Source organism: Haliea sp. (genome assembly GCF_041395985.1).
In the GTDB taxonomy this organism is placed as follows: Bacteria; Pseudomonadota; Gammaproteobacteria; order Pseudomonadales; family Halieaceae; genus Haliea.
The window spans coordinates 427,628-443,738 of record NZ_JAWKZJ010000002.1; the positions used below are offsets into that span (position 1 = coordinate 427,628).

Genomic DNA, 16,111 nt, shown 5'->3' on the forward strand with positions numbered 1-16,111 from the left:
AGCCGGTGGAGGATAGTCCGGGCATGACGTAAAATCGGGCTTCCCCAATTGCCACTGGTTGTCCCATGTCCACCCCCGTCACACCCGACCGCGCCCTGCTGGAACGCTGGCTGAACGCCAGCGCCGTACAGAATTACCTGTGCGAGCACTGCGACAACCTGCACATCAGCGAAATCAGGTCACAGGAGGGGGTGCTGGACAGCCGCCTGATTCCCGAGAGCTTTGGCCTGCTGTTCACCACAGAGCTGGAAATCCGCCCCATGGCCCTGCTTGCCCTGTCCGCCGACCTGGGGCGGTTGAACATGGAGTACCCGGTGCTGAAGCTGTTCCTCGACGTGGTGGACGACGCGACGCCGCAGCTGGTAGCCGCCGCCATTTTCCCCGGCAATGCCGGCATTACCGAGAGCCAGTTCAATCACTTCGTTGCCATGACCATGCAGGCCATGCTGCAGCTGGCGGAGGAATGCCTGCGGCTCGATTACCTCTTCTCCGAGGATGGCTCCACACGTCAGCGGCCACGCTCCGTGGTGCATTGAAGGGGCGGCCACTGCGGCCTGCATGCCCGCCACTGCGTTAACCCATCGATCCAAGGAACAGGCACCCCGCACACAATGACCAGCGAATCCGCAACCGTGCACACCCCCATGATGCAGCAGTACCTGAAAATCAAGGCGCAGCATCCACGTGACCTGGTGTTCTATCGCATGGGCGACTTTTATGAACTGTTCTTCGACGACGCCAGGCGTGCTGCGGAGCTCCTCGACATTACCCTGACCGCGCGGGGCAAATCCGCCGGCGAGCCCATCCCCATGGCGGGCGTGCCCTACCATGCGGCCGAAGGCTATCTCGCGCGGCTGGTCAAAAGCGGCGTTTCGGTGGCCATCTGTGAGCAGATCGGTGACCCGGCGACCAGCAAGGGCCCGGTGGAACGCCAGGTCGTGCGGGTCGTGACCCCCGGCACCCTGAGTGACGAGGCTCTGCTGGAGGAGCGCAGCGACAACCTGTTGCTCGCCGTGGCGGAGCACCGGGGCCGCTTCGGCCTGGCCTGGCTGGACCTCGCCAGCGGCCGTTTCCGCGTCCTCGAAGTCGAGGGTGATGAGGCACTCGCCAGTGAACTGCAGCGATTGAATCCGGCGGAGGTACTGTTCCAGGACACGCTTGGCCTGCCCCTGCTCAGCGCACGACGTGGCGCGCGGGCACAGCCGGCCTGGGAGTTCGACCAGGATAGTGCGCGTCGTGCCCTGAACCTGCAGTTCCAGACCCACGACCTGCAGGGGTTCGGCTGTGAGAGCCTGGGGCTGGCACTCGGGGCCGCAGGTTGTCTGCTGCAATACGTCAAGGATACCCAGCGCAGTAATCTGCCCCATATCCGCAGCATCGCGCATGAAAATCGTGCCGAAAGCGTGATTATGGATGCGGCCACGCGACGCAACCTGGAAATTGACCGCAACCTCGCCGGCGGCGAAACGCACACGCTGTTTTCCGTGATGGACCACTGCGTCACCGCCATGGGCAGCCGCCTGCTGCGCCGTTGGCTACATCGCCCGTTGACCGACACGGCGGTGCTCAGTCAACGTCAGGAAGCGGTGTGCGCGCTTTGCGATGACTACCGCTTCGAAGCGCTGCGCACCGCGCTGAAACCCATAGGCGATATGGAGCGTATTCTGAGCCGCGTCGCGCTGCGTTCCGCGCGACCGCGGGACCTGACCCGCCTGCGCAGTTCGCTGGCCGCACTGCCCACCCTGCGTGAGGCGCTCGCCCCCTGTCGCGCGGATCGTCTCGACGCGCTCTCCGTGCAGGCGGCGGAATACCCGCAGCTCTGCCAGCTGCTGGAACGCGCTGTGTGCGAGAATCCACCGGTGGTCATTCGTGAGGGCGGTGTGATCGCCACCGGCTACGATGCCGAACTCGACGAGCTGCGCCGCATCAGCAGCAACGCAGGCGACTATCTGCTGGAGATTGAAGCGCGGGAGCGTGCGGCGACCGGCATCAGCACCTTGAAAGTGGGCTACAACCGCGTCCACGGTTATTTTATCGAAATCAGTCGCGCGCAGTCGGCCCGCGCGCCAGACACCTACCAGCGTCGCCAGACGCTGAAGAATGCGGAACGCTTTATCACACCGGAACTCAAGGCCTTCGAGGACAAGGCGCTCTCGGCTCGCAGTCGCGCGCTGGCGCGGGAAAAAATGCTCTACGAGGCCCTGATTGAAACACTGAACGAACAGCTGGCGGCGCTGCAGGACACCGCATCTGCCGTCGCCGAGCTGGACGTGCTTGGCACACTGGCAGAACGCGCCGAACGGCTGCGCCTGTGCCAGCCAGAGTTCACGCAGGAACAGGTTTTTGAAGTGGAGGCTGGCCGCCACCTGGTGGTGGAACAGGTGCTGGAAGACCCCTTTATCGCCAATGACACACTGCTCAACGATCAGCGGCGCATGCTGCTGATCACCGGCCCCAATATGGGCGGCAAATCGACCTACATGCGCCAGAACGCCCTGATCGCCCTGCTCGCACATGTTGGCAGCTTCGTGCCGGCAGACCGTGTACGACTATCGCCCATGGACCGGATCTTCACCCGTATCGGCTCCTCGGATGACCTCGCCAGCGGGCGCTCGACCTTTATGGTGGAGATGACCGAGACCGCCAACATTCTGCACAACGCGACCGAGCGCAGCCTGGTGTTGATGGATGAAGTGGGCCGCGGCACAAGCACCTTCGATGGCCTCAGTCTCGCCTGGGCGGCTGCCGTCCAGCTGGCCCGCACCGTGCGGGCCTTCACGCTTTTCGCCACACATTATTTCGAGCTCACCGCCCTGCCGGAACAGTGCCCGACCATGGCCAACGTGCATCTGGACGCCACCGAGCACGAGGACCATGTGGTGTTTCTGCATAACATCCAGGAAGGGCCGGCAAACCGCAGCTTTGGCCTGCAGGTGGCAAAGCTGGCGGGCATACCGGATACGGTGCTGCGCGCCGCCCGCGAGAAGCTGCAGGCGCTGGAGCGCGCCCCCGGGCGCGGCGACCCGTTGCCGGCACCCACCCAGGCTGAGCTGTTCGCCAGCACTGAACCACACCCTGCGGTCTCCCTTCTGGAAAACACGGACCCGGATGCCCTGACCCCCCGGGAAGCACTGGAGCTGCTCTACCGCCTCCGTGAGACCCTGGGCTAGGGCAAGCCCGCTGGTGGCCGCCCTGCCCGCGGGAAAACAGCGCGGCGCGAACCCTTTAAAACTCCGGGCGCAGCGGTTAAACTTCCGACCCGAAACGGGCGCCCACGGGGCAGAGGCGCCCCTGCAAATGAGGCAAAACTGGCATGACTTTTGTTGTTGGCGAACAGTGTATCAAGTGCAAACACACAGACTGCGTGGAAGTGTGTCCAGTTGACTGCTTTTACGAGGGGCCCAATTTTCTGGTTATTCACCCGGACGAGTGCATCGATTGCGCGCTCTGCGAGCCCGAGTGCCCGGTAGACGCCATTTATTCCGAAGACGAACTGCCTGAGGATCAGGCGGTATTCCTTGAGCTCAATGCCGAGCTGGCCGAAGTGTGGCCCAACATCACAGAGATGAAAGACGCCCTTCCGGACGCCGAAGAGTGGGCCAACAAGCCCAACAAACTGGCACTGCTGGAGCGCTGAGGCCTCAGCGGAAAATCGCGTCGCCGGTCAGGCCCTGTGTCTCCATGATCTGGCGTAAGCGGCGCAGCGCCTCGACCTGAATCTGCCTGACCCGTTCACGTGTCAGGCCTATCTCCCGCCCTACCTCTTCCAGCGTGCTGCTTTCGTGCCCGCGCAGGCCGAAACGCCGTGCAACCACTTCACGCTGCTTCTCGGAGAGCTGATCCAGCCACTGGCTGATGCTGTTGCGAATGTCATCCTCCTGCAACAGGTGCGAGGGGTCGCTGTCGTTGCTGTCTGCAATGGTTTCCAGCATAGCGCGATCAGAGTCTGAACTGATCGGCACATCAATGGAGGTTACCCGCTCGTTGAGCCCCAGCATGCGTTTGACTTCGCCGGTTGGGCGATCAAGCATCTCCGCGATTTCTTCCGCGGTGGGCTCATGGTCGAGTTTCTGGGTGAGTTCCCGCGCGGCGCGCAGGTACACATTGAGTTCCTTGACCACGTGGATGGGCAGACGAATGGTCCGGGTCTGGTTCATGATGCCGCGTTCAATCGTCTGGCGAATCCACCAGGTCGCATAGGTGGAAAAACGGAAGCCCCGCTCGGGGTCAAACTTCTCCACGGCCCGAATCAGTCCCAGGTTGCCCTCTTCAATCAGGTCGAGCAGCGTGAGGCCTCGATTGAGGTAACGGCGAGAAATCTTCACCACCAGCCGCAGGTTGCTCTCGATCATCCTGCGACGCGCTGCCTCGTCACCCTGCAACGCCAAACGCGCGAAGTGTTTTTCCTCGTCGGCGGTCAGCAGCGGGGAAAATCCGATCTCGTTGAGATACAACTGGGTCGCATCCAGCGACTTTTCGCCGGAACGAGCCGCCTTGGCGCGGTCGAAGGCGAGTTCCTCATCATCGTCGACCGCTGCCTCCTCCGCGTCCAGCCCTTCGAGCTCAGCCGCGTCGGCGCATTCTGCGTAGACCGGTTCTTCGGTTTCGCGCACTGCGTGGGTCGCGGCTCTCTGGCCTGTTTTTGTTATCTCGACTTCCATGCCACACCTCAATCTCACCCGCGTAAGGGAGCTTTCTGTCGCCGGTTGATCAGGTTACCCCATGCTTACAATTCATTACAAGACACCTGACGCCACAAGACACCTAACGCCTGGGCAAAAGTTGCAGGGGGTCGATGGGTTTACCCTCTTTACGGATCTCGAAATGCAACTTCACGACGTCGGTGCCGGTGCTGCCCTTCTCGGCAATCTGCTGGCCCGCGGCCACACGTGCGCCTTCGGCGACCAGCAAGCGGTCGTTGTGCCCGTAGGCGCTGAGGTAAACATCGTCGTGCTTGATAATCAGCAACTCACCAAAACCCACGATACCGGTACCCGCGTACACCACATCACCCGCAGCCACGGCCACCACCGGGTCACCCCGGCGTCCGCCAATATCGATGCCCTTGTGCACAGTGGCGGAATACCTGCGTGTCACCGGGCCCTGGGAGGGCCAGCGCCAGGCGCTGACCGGCGTCAGGCGCGGTGCCGGTGGCGTGCTGGCCGCGGCCAGCGGTGGCGCCGGCTTTTCGCTGCGCGGCGCGCCCGCTACGCTGCCCGGTGGCGGCGCCGCTGGCGGGCTGACAGGCCCGGGAACCACCGCCGGCGTCGCTGTGGCCTGGGTCGGGACGGGGCGGGGACTGCCCGGCGATGGCTGGGAGCTGCGCTGACTCGCGACCACATCGCGACCGGGCCGGATAATCAGGTTCTGCCCGGGGTAGATCGTGTAGGGTGCAGCAATCCCGTTGGCGGCGGCGACGCTGCGATAATCCATACCGAAGCGGAAAGCGATCGCGTAGAGGGTATCTCCCCGCCGCACAACGTAGCGTTCAGACGCCACTCCACCCACGGCGGCTGGGGATTGTCGATCTTCAATGGGCGCACGTCCACCGCTACCGCAGCCCGCCAGCAGCAACAGCGCGATCAGTCCCAGCAGCGGGGGCATTTGCCTACGACCCACCCCAGCGCCTCTCAATCACCCACACCAGCGCAAAGCCAAACACCATCAGAATCAGGCAGGTTAGCAGCCAGGGGTCGTCGGCAAACTGCCAGGGTAGTACCGGCACCTGCTGCGCGGGGCGCGGCACACCATCGCTGCCGAGCACCCAGTCCAGCGGATGTTTCCAGGGCCATACCACGAGCAGTGACCCGAACAGGAAACCGGTCAACAGCGCCATGGTCGCCGCGTGGTAGCGCCGCAACAGCCAGTGCAGCACGCGGGAAAAGCACATCAGGCCCAGGCCGGCACCCAGCGCAAACACCAGCATAACGGCCAGCTCAAGGTTCTTCACGGCATGCAGGACGGTCGAGTACATGCCCAGGAGGATGAGAATGAAACTGCCGGATATGCCCGGGAGTATCATCGCGCAGATGGCGATAAACCCGGTAATGAACACTGCGGGGAGTCCCGGGGGAAGCGCCACTACAGGACTCAGCGCGATCGCCGCCGCCACGCCGAGCCCAATGATCAGGCACAACACGCGGGCCGTGCTCCAATGCGGTACCTGCCGCAGCAGCACCAGTGCCGAGGCCAGTATCAGGCCGAAGAAAAACGCCCAGAGCGGCACCGGGTATGCCTCCAGCAACCAGGCGATGACCCGGGCCAGAGACAGGATGCTGGTGGCTATGCCCGCGACCAGCGTGAGCAGAAACGCGCCGTCAACATGCACCCAGGCGCGCCGCAGGTCACCGCGATGCAGCAGGCGCAGGAGCGGTAGATCAAAGGCGCGGATACTCGCCAGCAGGCGATCGTAGATGCCAGTGATGAATGCCATGGTGCCACCCGACACACCGGGCACAATATCCGCTGCGCCCATCAGGACCCCGCGAAGAAACACACCCAGTGGCGTCATGGGCTCATTTCACCGTACCCGAACGCAGAGGGACAAAGCGTACCGCTTCTACCAGTCGCGTCTCGTAGCCCTCACTGGTCCGGGTGATAACCTGCAGGTTCTGCAGCGATGCGCCCACCGGAATGACCAGACAACCGCCGGGCGCCAGTTGCAAGAGGAGATCCTCGGGGATGCTTTCCGGGGCCGCGGTACTGAGGATGCCATCAAATGGCGCCGCCTCTTCCCAACCCAGTCCACCATCAGCGTGACTGAAGCGCACGTTGCGCAATTTCAGCTGGCGTAACCGGGCACGTGCCTTGTCCAGCAGCGGCTTGATGCGCTCCACACTCCACACCTCATCGACCAACTGTGCCAGTACCGCGGTCTGGTATCCCGACCCCGTGCCAATTTCCAGCACGCGACTGCGGAGGCCCTGTTCCAGCAGCAGCTCAGTCATGCGCGCCACGATGTAGGGCTGGGAAAGCGTCTGCTGGAACCCGATCGGCAGGGCCGTGTCCTCATACGCGCGGTGCGCCATCGCCTCATCGAGAAACAGGTGCCGGGGCGTGCGGCGCATGACGTCGAGCACGCGCTCATCCTGAATGCCCTGCTCGGCAAGACGCCGCACAAGACGCTCACGCGTGCGCTGCGAGGTCATCCCGATGCCATTGAGATCGACGTTATTCACTGCGCCCCTCACGCTCCCTGTACCCTTCCCTGTAATTCAGTATTTCCGCCAGCAAGGCGGTCGCATAGCTGCCCGGCGGTAAATGAAACGTCAACAGCAACGACCCATCATCACAAAAGCGCCACGAAAAGTCATCCGGCAGAAGTCGCGCAGGGCGATATGCCAGGCTTAAACCCGCCTGCTCCAGAAACTCGCAGACACCCGCCTGGGGCGCCAGCAGGGCCTTCTGCGCCGCGACCAGCGCGGGGCTCTGCAGGCTCTCGCCGCCGCCCCAGAGTGGCAGCCCGGGATGGACATCGCCCGCCGCGGCGCGCTGCTGCAACGCGGCATCCAGTTCGGTACAGGGGAACAGGCTGCGACTGCCCTGCAGCTGGCAGACGTCGCCCTGCTGCAGGCGCTCCCAGGTGCCGTCTTGTACCCGCTGCGCCAACAGGCGGTTGAACAGGTCGCTGCGCAATGCCGACAGAAACAGGCCACGCTTGCTGTGGCTCAACTTGCGCGCGCCGCGCAGCATCCACGCCTGGGCCTGTAACAGCGTCCCGCCGTCACGCCCGAAACGCTGCTCGCCAAAGTAGTTGGGGACGCCACGGTCGCGAATACGCTCCAGCGCTGACACCACGCCCTCCATATCCCCCTGCACATCCCGCAGGCGCAGTGCAAACGCGTTGCTCCGATGCACGCCGCGCTTGAGCTTGCGCGAATGACGCTGGCACTCCAGTACAGTGACCTCGTCGGTCACCTGGAGGCGCTGCCAGTCGGGCTCAGGCTTGCCGGCCATGCGCACGCTGAGCCACTGGCGGGTGACCGCGTTCCGGTCCTTCAGACCACTGAAGCCAATATCTCGGGGATGGATGCCCGCCAGGGATGACACACGCTGCACCAGATCCGCGGTATTCAGTCCCCGCTTCTCGATATAGAGGAACACGTGCTCGCCCTGCCCATCAGGAACGAAGCCCAACTGCTCGGACACCCGGAAGTCCTCGGGCACACTGCGTATGATCGCCGTCGCGTCAGCGATGGGCCCAACGCGACCGAGTTCGGGATTCATGCGTGAGCAATACCCTGCAGCAGCACCACCGCGTGCGCCGCTATCCCTTCGCCACGGCCGGTAAAGCCCAGTTTTTCGGTCGTGGTGGCCTTGACGTTGACCTGCCCCACAGCCACGCGCAGGTCGGCGGCCAGGTTCACCTGCATCGCGGGTATGTGGGCCGCCATGCGCGGCGCCTCCGCGACCAGCGTGGTGTCTGCGTTGACCAATTGCCAGCCCTGGGCAAACACCTGTTCAACCACGCGGCGCAGCAAGATACGGCTGTCGATCGCGGCAAACGCCGGGTCGCTGTCCGGGAAGTGCCGGCCGATATCTCCAGCACCCACCGCACCGAGCAAGGCATCACAGAGTGCGTGGATCAGTACGTCGCCGTCCGAGTGCGCCACAAGGCCCTGGGTATGGGGGATGCTGACACCGCCCAGCACCACACCACTGCCGGGGCCGAAACGATGCACATCAAAGCCGTGTCCGATTCGCATTGCGCTCACTCCCGCCCTCCGTCGGCGATACCCAGGTAAAAAGCCGCCAGTTCAAGATCGCCGGGGACCGTCACCTTGAAGTTGCGTGGCGACCCGGACACCACCCGTACCGGGTGCCCCCCCCACTCCATGGCGGAGGCTTCATCGGTCACAGCAACGCCGGCCGCCAGGGCCGCCAACAGCGCCTGCTGCAGCGGCAGCAGCGGGAACATCTGGGGTGTCTGGGCACGCCAGAGGCCGCGGCGATCGACGGTGGCCTGCACCAGGCCATCGGCACCCACGCGCTTCAGCGTGTCGACCAGCGGTTCCGCCAGAAGCCCACCGCCGCCGTGCGCCAGCACCTCGGACACCAGACGCTCCCCGTCTGCCGGGCTCAGGCAGGGACGCGCCGCATCGTGCACCAGCACCCAGTCATCTTCATATGCAATTTTTTGCAAAAAGTGCAACGCGGCCAGCACGGAATCGGCGCGCTGCACCCCACCGGCTACGACGTGTACGCGCTCATCCCTGTCGCGAAAGTCCGACGCTCTGGGGTCATCAGCCGCAAGGGCAATGACAACGCCCAGCATGCCCGGGAGCCGTAACAGGGCGTCAAGGCTGTGCTCCAGCAGGGTCTTGCCACCCAGCAGCCGATGCTGCTTGGGTTCGGACAGGCCCATGCGCGAGCCGCTTCCCGCCGCAGGGATCACCCCCCAACACCGAGCCACCTCGCTCACTCCCCTGGCTCAGAGCGCGGCGCCTGTGCTTGCCCCTGCTCTGCTGCAGCCTCAGGGACCACCTGATAAAACACCTCGCCTTCGCGCACCAGCCCCAGCTGCTCACGAGCGCGCTGTTCCAGGCCATCATTGCCCGATTGCAGATCCAGTACCTCGCGCTCGAGTACCGCGTTACGCGCGCGCAACTCGCTATTGACGGCCTCTTCGCGCTGCACCTGCTGCTGCAGACGGTGCCGTTCAGCGAGACTGCCCTCGGCGAACCACAACCTGTACTGCAGCGCGACCAGCAATAACAGCATACCGGCCAGCAGGTACTTCATGTTACCCGCGCCGACCGGCGATTTCGGCAAGCCCGCGGTAGGCGGCGCGGGCGCCCAGTTCCGCCTCGATGCGCAGCAAGCGGTTGTACTTGGCGACCCGGTCCGAGCGACACAGGGAGCCCGTTTTGATCTGCCCCGACGCAGTAGCAACGGCCAGATCGGCAATGGTCGTATCCTCGGTTTCCCCGGAACGGTGCGAGATAACAGCGGTGTAGCCGGCCTTGCGTGCCATCGCGATCGCATCCAGGGTTTCCGACAGGCTGCCGATCTGGTTGAACTTGATCAGGATGGAATTGGCCACGCCGGTGTCGATACCACGCTTCAGAATGCGCGTGTTGGTCACGAACAGGTCATCACCCACCAGCTGTACACGATCGCCAATCTTGTCGGTCAGCATCTTCCAGCCATCCCAGTCAGACTCGTCGAGACCGTCTTCAATGGAGACGATAGGATGCGCGGATGCTAGATTGGCGAGGTAATCCGTGAACTCGGCGCTGCTGAAGCGCTTGCCCTCGCCGGCGAGATCGTACACCCCATCGCGGTAAAACTCCGATGCGGCGCAGTCCAGTGCCAGGGTGATATCGCTGCCAAGCCGGTAACCCGCGTTAGCGACCGCTTCCGCAATCACGTCCAGCGCCGCTTCATTGGATGGCAGATTGGGAGCAAAGCCACCCTCGTCACCCACCGCCGTACTCAGCCCACGCTCGGACAGCACTTTTTTCAGCGCGTGGAAGATCTCGGCGCCGGCGCGCAAAGCCTCGGCAAAGGTCGGGGCCGCGACCGGCTGCACCATGAACTCCTGGATGTCGACGTTGTTGTCCGCGTGCTCTCCCCCGTTGAGAATATTCATCATCGGCACCGGCATGCTCAAACGCTCGGTACCGTTGAGCTCTGCGATATGCTGGTAGAGTGGCAGCTTGCGTGCCTGCGCCGCCGCTTTGGCCGTCGCCAGTGAAACGGCGAGAATCGCATTGGCACCAAAGCGGGCCTTGTTCTCGGTGCCATCGGCATCAATCATCGCGGCGTCGACATCGCGCTGGCGACCGGGGTCCATGCCCAGCAGCAGTGCACGGATGTCGCTGTTGACGTGACCAACTGCCGTGAGCACACCCTTCCCCAGATAGCGTTGCTTGTCGCCATCGCGCAGCTCAAGCGCCTCGCGCGAGCCGGTGGATGCACCGGACGGTGCACAGGCAGACCCGACCTCACCGCTGTCCAGGGTGACCTCAGCCATGACCGTCGGGTTGCCCCGGGAATCCATGACCTCAAAGGCCTGTACATTGGCAATCTTGCTCATTGCGTCAACTCCAGAAGGCAAAGTTCAATCAATAATGAGGTTCGGCAGTTGCTTGACCAGCTTGTCCACGGCCTGCACCTGCTCAAGAAAGGGTTCCAGTTGGTGCAGTGCCAGCGCACTGGGGCCGTCGCACAGCGCCCGCGCGGGGTCCGGGTGCGCTTCCAGGAAAAGGCCCGCCAGCCCGAGCGCCATGCCTGCGCGCGCCAGCTCCAACACCTGCGACCGGCGCCCACCTGAGGCGGCACCCGCGGGATCCCGGCACTGCAGCGCATGGGTCACGTCGAAAATCAACGGGCGGTCGCCGCAGACACGCTTCATGACCCCGAAGCCGAGCATGTCCACCACCAGGTTGTCGTAGCCGAAGTTGCTGCCGCGCTCACAGATCAGCAGTCGCTCATTGCCACACTCCACGAACTTTTCAACCACGTTCGCCATTTGGGTCGGGCTGAGGAACTGGGGCTTCTTGATATTGATCATCGCACCGGTGGCCGCCATCGCCGCGACCAGATCAGTCTGGCGGGCGAGGAAGGCCGGCAGCTGGATAATGTCACACACTTCTGCGGCGGCCGCGGCCTGCTCCGGTGCATGCACATCGGTAATCAGCGGAACGCCGAACTCCGCCTTTACCGCCGCCAGTATTGCCAGGCCCTCGTCAAGCCCTGGACCGCGAAAGGAATGGATGGAGGAGCGGTTGGCCTTATCGTAGGAAGCCTTGAATACCAGGGGAATGGAAAGGCGTTCGCACACCGCCACATAGTGCTCCGCCACCCGCAGGGCGAAGTCGCGGCTTTCCAGCACATTCACGCCACCCAGTAGGACAAAGGGTTCCCGATTACCAATGGCGATGCCGCCGAGTTGCTCCACGCGCGCGCTCACGGCCTGCGCCCCGCTGCCTGATCAACCCCTGGCATGAGCCAGCGCGGCCTCAATGTAGCTGGTGAACAGCGGGTGTCCGCCCCGCGGGCGAGACGTGAATTCCGGGTGGAACTGGCAGGCAATAAACCAGGGGTGATCGGGCAGTTCAATCATCTCCACCAGCGCCTTGTCTGCCGACCAGCCACCAATTCGAACGCCCGCAGCGGTCAGCTGCTCCACGTAATTGTTGTTGATTTCATAGCGGTGACGATGGCGCTCCAGCACCGTGTCCTGGCCGTAAATTGCACGCACCTGGGAACCCGGTTCAAGGTAGCAGGTCTGGGCGCCGAGGCGCATGGTGCCACCGAGGTCAGAGCTGGCATCGCGCTGCTGGGTAGAGCCGTCCGCATTCTGCCACTCGGTGATCAGCGCGACGATCGGATGCGGGGTTGAGGCCTGCATCTCCGTGGAGTTGGCGCCCTCAAGGCCGATCACATTGCGCGCGTACTCAATCAGTGCCACGTGCATCCCCAGACAGATGCCCAGGAACGGTACCTTGTTCTCACGCGCATAGCGTACCGCAGTGATTTTCCCTTCCACGCCGCGGTCGCCAAAACCGCCGGGCACCAGTATGGCGTCAGCGCCGGCGAGCACTGACGTGCCGTCGCGTTCGATATCCTCGGCATCGATGTAGTCGATCTTCACTTCCGCCAGGGTTTGCAGGCCCGCGTGCTTCAGCGCCTCGTTGAGCGACTTGTAGGCGTCCAGCAGATCCATATATTTGCCGACCATGGCGATGCGCACCGTACCGCAGGTGTCGCTGAACTCACGGCGCAGCACATCGTCCCATTCGGCGAGATCCGCCGGCGGGCAATCCAGGTTGAAACGCTCTACCACGAATTCGTCGAGCCCATAGGCGTGCAACATGCCGGGAATGCGATAGATGGAGTCGGCATCGAGCAGCGGAATCACCGCCCGCTCTTCCACATTGGTAAACAGGGATATCTTCTTGCAGGCACTCTCCTCAATGGGCACGGAGCAGCGGCACAGCAGGATATCCGGCTGCAGGCCGATCGAGCGGAGCTCCTTGACGGAGTGCTGGGTAGGCTTGGTTTTGATTTCCCCGGCGGTCGCGATGTAGGGCACCAGCGTCAGGTGCATCAGCAACGCCCGGCTGGAACCGACCTCTACCCGCAGCTGCCGCGCGGCCTCCAGAAAGGGCAGGCTTTCGATGTCACCGACTGTGCCGCCGATTTCGACGATGGCGACATCGGCATCACCGGCACCGAGGATGACACGCCGTTTGATTTCGTCGGTGATATGCGGAATCACCTGCACGGTACCGCCCAGGTAATCGCCCCGTCGCTCCTTTTTCAACACCGTGTTGTAAACGCGCCCCGTGGTGAAGTTGTTGGTGCGTTTCATGGTGGCGCGGGTAAAGCGCTCGTAGTGGCCCAGATCCAGGTCGGTCTCGGCGCCGTCTTCGGTCACGAACACCTCGCCGTGCTGGAACGGGCTCATGGTGCCTGGGTCGACGTTGATATAGGGGTCGAGCTTCAGCAGGGTGACCTTGATGCCGCGCGCCTCGAGCACCGCCGCGAGGGATGCGGCTGCAATCCCCTTGCCCAAGGAAGAAACCACACCACCGGTGACGAAGACATAACGCGTCATGCAAAGCCTATCTGTACGCTGTGAACAAGGGCATCACGGGGCCGGCAGGCGGAGGCAAAACACAGCGTCCGGGGCCCGCAAGACCAGCAAAAAGATGGGAAATCAGGTTACCAGAAAGGCCCTCAGAGCTCAATCGCGCCAGCCGCTGTATTTCGTGTCCAGCAGACCCGCCAGGCGCCCTCTCCACCCTCGGGGGCAAACCAGGGGCCGTCGCACAGCCAGAGATCCGCCACGGCCACGAGCGCATCCCCAAGGAAGAGCAACGGGACCTGCTCGCGCCACCACGGGGGGATGCCGGCATCCTGCAGCAGGGTCTTCACGCGGCGGTTGCCGGCACGGCCAGGCAGCCGGCAGCGCTCGCCGCCCCGACGCCACTGCAGGGTCAGCGCGGCGCCTGGCGCCAGCCGAAAGCCCGACTGCCCACCCGCCTGGATCAGCCGCAACTCCCCGCCCCCCGCCAGTGTCAGTGTCCCACCGGGCATCAGCTGTGCACCCGCCGGACTGCGCTCTCCGGCAGCGGGCAGCAGAAATACGCCAGATCCGAAACGACACAGCCTGTGTTCCTGCCAGGCAAGTAGCGGGCCACCGGCTCCCGCGCGCAGCTGGCGCAGAAACTCGGCCAGGCTGGCGGCGGGGGGCAGCGGCAAGCCCAGACCGCCCAGCCAGCCGCGCAGCGCCATGCTGGCGGTCGCGTCCGGCAGTGCCAGCAGCTCCTGTACATCGATCCCGGGATCACCGAGTACGCTGACCAGCCGACGTGGCGCCGGTAACAGACCGTCCAGCACGCTTTCCGCTGCCCCCAACTGTCGCGCCGAACGCGCGATACTGCCGCGATAGGCAGGCCAGCGGCGTGCGATGGCGGGCAGGATCTCGTGCCGCAGGTAGTTGCGGTCCAGCGAGGTATCGGTATTGGATGGATCTTCAATCCAGTTCAGGGCGTGCTCTGCGGCATAAGCCTCCAGCGCACCACGCGGCTGCTCGAGCAGCGGTCTGGCCAACTGTCCTCGGCCCAATGGACGCTGCGCCGGCATGCCCTGCAGTCCACGCAAACCGGCGCCGCGCAGCCAGCGCAGCAAGACCGTTTCCACCTGGTCGTCCTGGTGGTGAGCAAAAAACATGACATCGCCCTCCCCGACCAGCGACTCCAGGGCGGCATAGCGTGCCTCGCGGGCCGCGGCCTCGAGACCGCCCCCGGTTCGCCGGACCCTGACGGTGCGGACCTCCAGTGGTACGCCCAGCGAGGCACAAAGCGCTTCTGCACAGGACTGCCAGCGCCCTGCATCCGCATGGAGCTGGTGATTGATATGCACCGCGATAATCGGCGGTGTTGACGCATGGACGCGTCGGGAACACAGCGCATGCAGCAACACCGTGGAATCCAGCCCGCCGCTGAAAGCCACCAGCCAGCGGCGGGCGCTTCGCCAGGCTGCCAGTGCTGCGCCCAGTGGGTCGTCGTCAGGCGGGGTCAGGGGCGCGGCCACAACACCGGGCTGCAGCGCACTCAGTTGCCGTAGGACATCAGGCGTTGGTAGCGGCGTTCAAGCATATCCTCCAGCGGGGACTGCTCGAGGCGATCCAGTTCCTTGATGAGGTGAGCCTGTATGCGCTCCGCCATCAGGTCGACATTGCGGTGCGCGCCACCCATAGGCTCAGGAATGGTCGCGTCGACAATACCCAGATCCTGCAGGACCTTGGAGGTGACACCCATCGCAGCCGCCGCCTCGGGCGCATTGGCGGTGCTTTTCCAGATGATGTTGGCACAACCCTCGGGAGAGATCACGAAATAGGTCGCATACTGCAGCATCGCCAGGTGATCGCCGACGCCGATCCCCAGCGCACCGCCAGAACTCCCTTCGCCGATCACCACACAGATGATCGGCGTGGCAAGCCGCGACATCACAGCGAGGTTCTGCGCTATCGCTTCACTGATGCCGCGTTCCTCGGAGTCGATTCCCGGATAGGCTCCCGGCGTGTCGATCAGCGTGATCACCGGCAATTTGAAGCGCTCAGCCATGGTCATGAGACGCAGCGCCTTGCGGTACCCCTCGGGCTTGGGCATGCCGAAGTTGCGCAGCACCTTGTCTTTGACCGTGCGGCCCTTTTCCTGCCCGATCACCATGACCGGGCGACCGTTAAGACGCGCAGTACCGCCAACAATGGCGCGATCGTCGCCGAAATGACGATCACCGTGCAGTTCGTCGAAGTCAGTAAACAGGCGTGAGATGTAATCCAGCGTGTACGGGCGTCGGGGGTGGCGCGCCACCTTGACGATATCCCAGGGGCTCAGATTGGCGTAGATCTTCTCGGTGAGCTTGGCGCTTTTTTCGCGCAGGGTGCGAATCTCTTCGCTGATGTTGATATCGGCATCGGTGCCCACGAGCTGCAGTTCTTCAATCTTGACCTCAAGCTCGGCGATGGGCTGTTCAAAATCAAGGTAATTGGGGTTCATGCGCTCTCAGACTCACCAGTTCACAAGCGCGCAGTGTACAAAATTAATCCTGCGCGCACCAATTCTCGGGCTGCCGCCGTGGCAACGGCAGGCCAGCC

16 protein-coding genes are annotated in these 16,111 nt (G+C 63.7%); 3 read left to right on the plus strand and 13 right to left on the minus strand.

What is annotated here, in order from left to right:
• Positions 1-65 precede the first annotated feature (65 nt).
• The 3 genes from R3E49_RS05560 to fdxA all read left to right on the plus strand — a co-directional run bounded on the left by R3E49_RS05560 (position 66) and on the right by fdxA (position 3,637).
• Entirely contained in the window at positions 66-536 is a 471-nt protein-coding gene (locus R3E49_RS05560; protein WP_371294126.1) for a YbjN domain-containing protein, read from the plus strand.
• Between the two features lie 75 nt (positions 537-611).
• Positions 612-3,170 carry a DNA mismatch repair protein MutS gene (gene mutS / locus R3E49_RS05565; RefSeq protein WP_371294127.1) on the plus strand — a complete coding sequence of 853 codons (2,559 nt, stop codon included), beginning with the start codon at positions 612-614 and terminating at the stop codon, positions 3,168-3,170.
• A gap of 143 nt (positions 3,171-3,313) precedes the next feature.
• Positions 3,314-3,637 (plus strand): ferredoxin FdxA, encoded by a 324-nt coding sequence (fdxA, locus tag R3E49_RS05570; protein WP_371294128.1) that lies wholly within the window; start codon positions 3,314-3,316, stop codon positions 3,635-3,637.
• 4 nt (positions 3,638-3,641) lie between these two features.
• On the opposite strand, the gene rpoS is transcribed toward fdxA, so the two are convergent.
• The 13 genes from rpoS to accA form a co-directional block, all read right to left on the minus strand.
• On the minus strand, positions 3,642-4,613 hold the full coding sequence (rpoS, locus tag R3E49_RS05575) for an RNA polymerase sigma factor RpoS (RefSeq protein WP_371294129.1): 972 nt from the start codon (positions 4,611-4,613) through the stop codon (positions 3,642-3,644).
• A gap of 151 nt (positions 4,614-4,764) precedes the next feature.
• Positions 4,765-5,604 carry a peptidoglycan DD-metalloendopeptidase family protein gene (locus R3E49_RS05580; protein WP_371294130.1) on the minus strand — a complete coding sequence of 280 codons (840 nt, stop codon included), beginning with the start codon at positions 5,602-5,604 and terminating at the stop codon, positions 4,765-4,767.
• Between the two features lie 4 nt (positions 5,605-5,608).
• Complete coding sequence (locus tag R3E49_RS05585; protein ID WP_371294131.1) at positions 5,609-6,511, minus strand: DUF368 domain-containing protein; 903 nt, start codon at positions 6,509-6,511, stop codon at positions 5,609-5,611.
• Positions 6,512-6,515: 4 nt separating this feature from the next.
• Positions 6,516-7,148: a protein-L-isoaspartate(D-aspartate) O-methyltransferase gene (locus tag R3E49_RS05590; protein WP_371294297.1), complete on the minus strand. Its 633-nt coding sequence runs from the start codon at positions 7,146-7,148 to the stop codon at positions 6,516-6,518.
• A gap of 22 nt (positions 7,149-7,170) precedes the next feature.
• The gene (truD, locus tag R3E49_RS05595) at positions 7,171-8,226 is read right to left on the minus strand and encodes a tRNA pseudouridine(13) synthase TruD (RefSeq protein ID WP_371294132.1); all 1,056 of its coding nucleotides are present in this window, start codon (positions 8,224-8,226) and stop codon (positions 7,171-7,173) included.
• The gene (ispF, locus tag R3E49_RS05600) at positions 8,223-8,705 is read right to left on the minus strand and encodes a 2-C-methyl-D-erythritol 2,4-cyclodiphosphate synthase (protein WP_371294298.1); all 483 of its coding nucleotides are present in this window, start codon (positions 8,703-8,705) and stop codon (positions 8,223-8,225) included. Before ispF ends, truD begins: the two co-directional genes overlap by 4 nt.
• Before the next feature lie 5 nt (positions 8,706-8,710).
• Positions 8,711-9,421 carry a 2-C-methyl-D-erythritol 4-phosphate cytidylyltransferase gene (gene ispD, locus R3E49_RS05605; RefSeq protein ID WP_371294133.1) on the minus strand — a complete coding sequence of 237 codons (711 nt, stop codon included), beginning with the start codon at positions 9,419-9,421 and terminating at the stop codon, positions 8,711-8,713.
• Positions 9,418-9,741 carry a cell division protein FtsB gene (ftsB, locus tag R3E49_RS05610; RefSeq protein ID WP_371294134.1) on the minus strand — a complete coding sequence of 108 codons (324 nt, stop codon included), beginning with the start codon at positions 9,739-9,741 and terminating at the stop codon, positions 9,418-9,420. Before ftsB ends, ispD begins: the two co-directional genes overlap by 4 nt.
• Before the next feature lies 1 nt (position 9,742).
• Positions 9,743-11,038 carry a phosphopyruvate hydratase gene (gene eno / locus R3E49_RS05615; RefSeq protein WP_371294135.1) on the minus strand — a complete coding sequence of 432 codons (1,296 nt, stop codon included), beginning with the start codon at positions 11,036-11,038 and terminating at the stop codon, positions 9,743-9,745.
• Positions 11,039-11,062: 24 nt separating this feature from the next.
• The gene (kdsA, locus tag R3E49_RS05620; RefSeq protein WP_371294136.1) at positions 11,063-11,914 is read right to left on the minus strand and encodes a 3-deoxy-8-phosphooctulonate synthase; all 852 of its coding nucleotides are present in this window, start codon (positions 11,912-11,914) and stop codon (positions 11,063-11,065) included.
• Between the two features lie 21 nt (positions 11,915-11,935).
• A complete protein-coding gene (locus R3E49_RS05625) occupies positions 11,936-13,564 on the minus strand; it encodes a CTP synthase (protein WP_371294137.1) in 1,629 nt (542 codons plus the stop codon).
• Between the two features lie 122 nt (positions 13,565-13,686).
• Positions 13,687-15,045: a tRNA lysidine(34) synthetase TilS gene (gene tilS, locus R3E49_RS05630; RefSeq protein WP_371294138.1), complete on the minus strand. Its 1,359-nt coding sequence runs from the start codon at positions 15,043-15,045 to the stop codon at positions 13,687-13,689.
• Between the two features lie 20 nt (positions 15,046-15,065).
• Positions 15,066-16,013, minus strand: coding sequence for an acetyl-CoA carboxylase carboxyl transferase subunit alpha (accA, locus tag R3E49_RS05635; protein WP_371294139.1), 948 nt, complete (start codon positions 16,011-16,013; stop codon positions 15,066-15,068).
• Positions 16,014-16,111 lie beyond the last annotated feature (98 nt).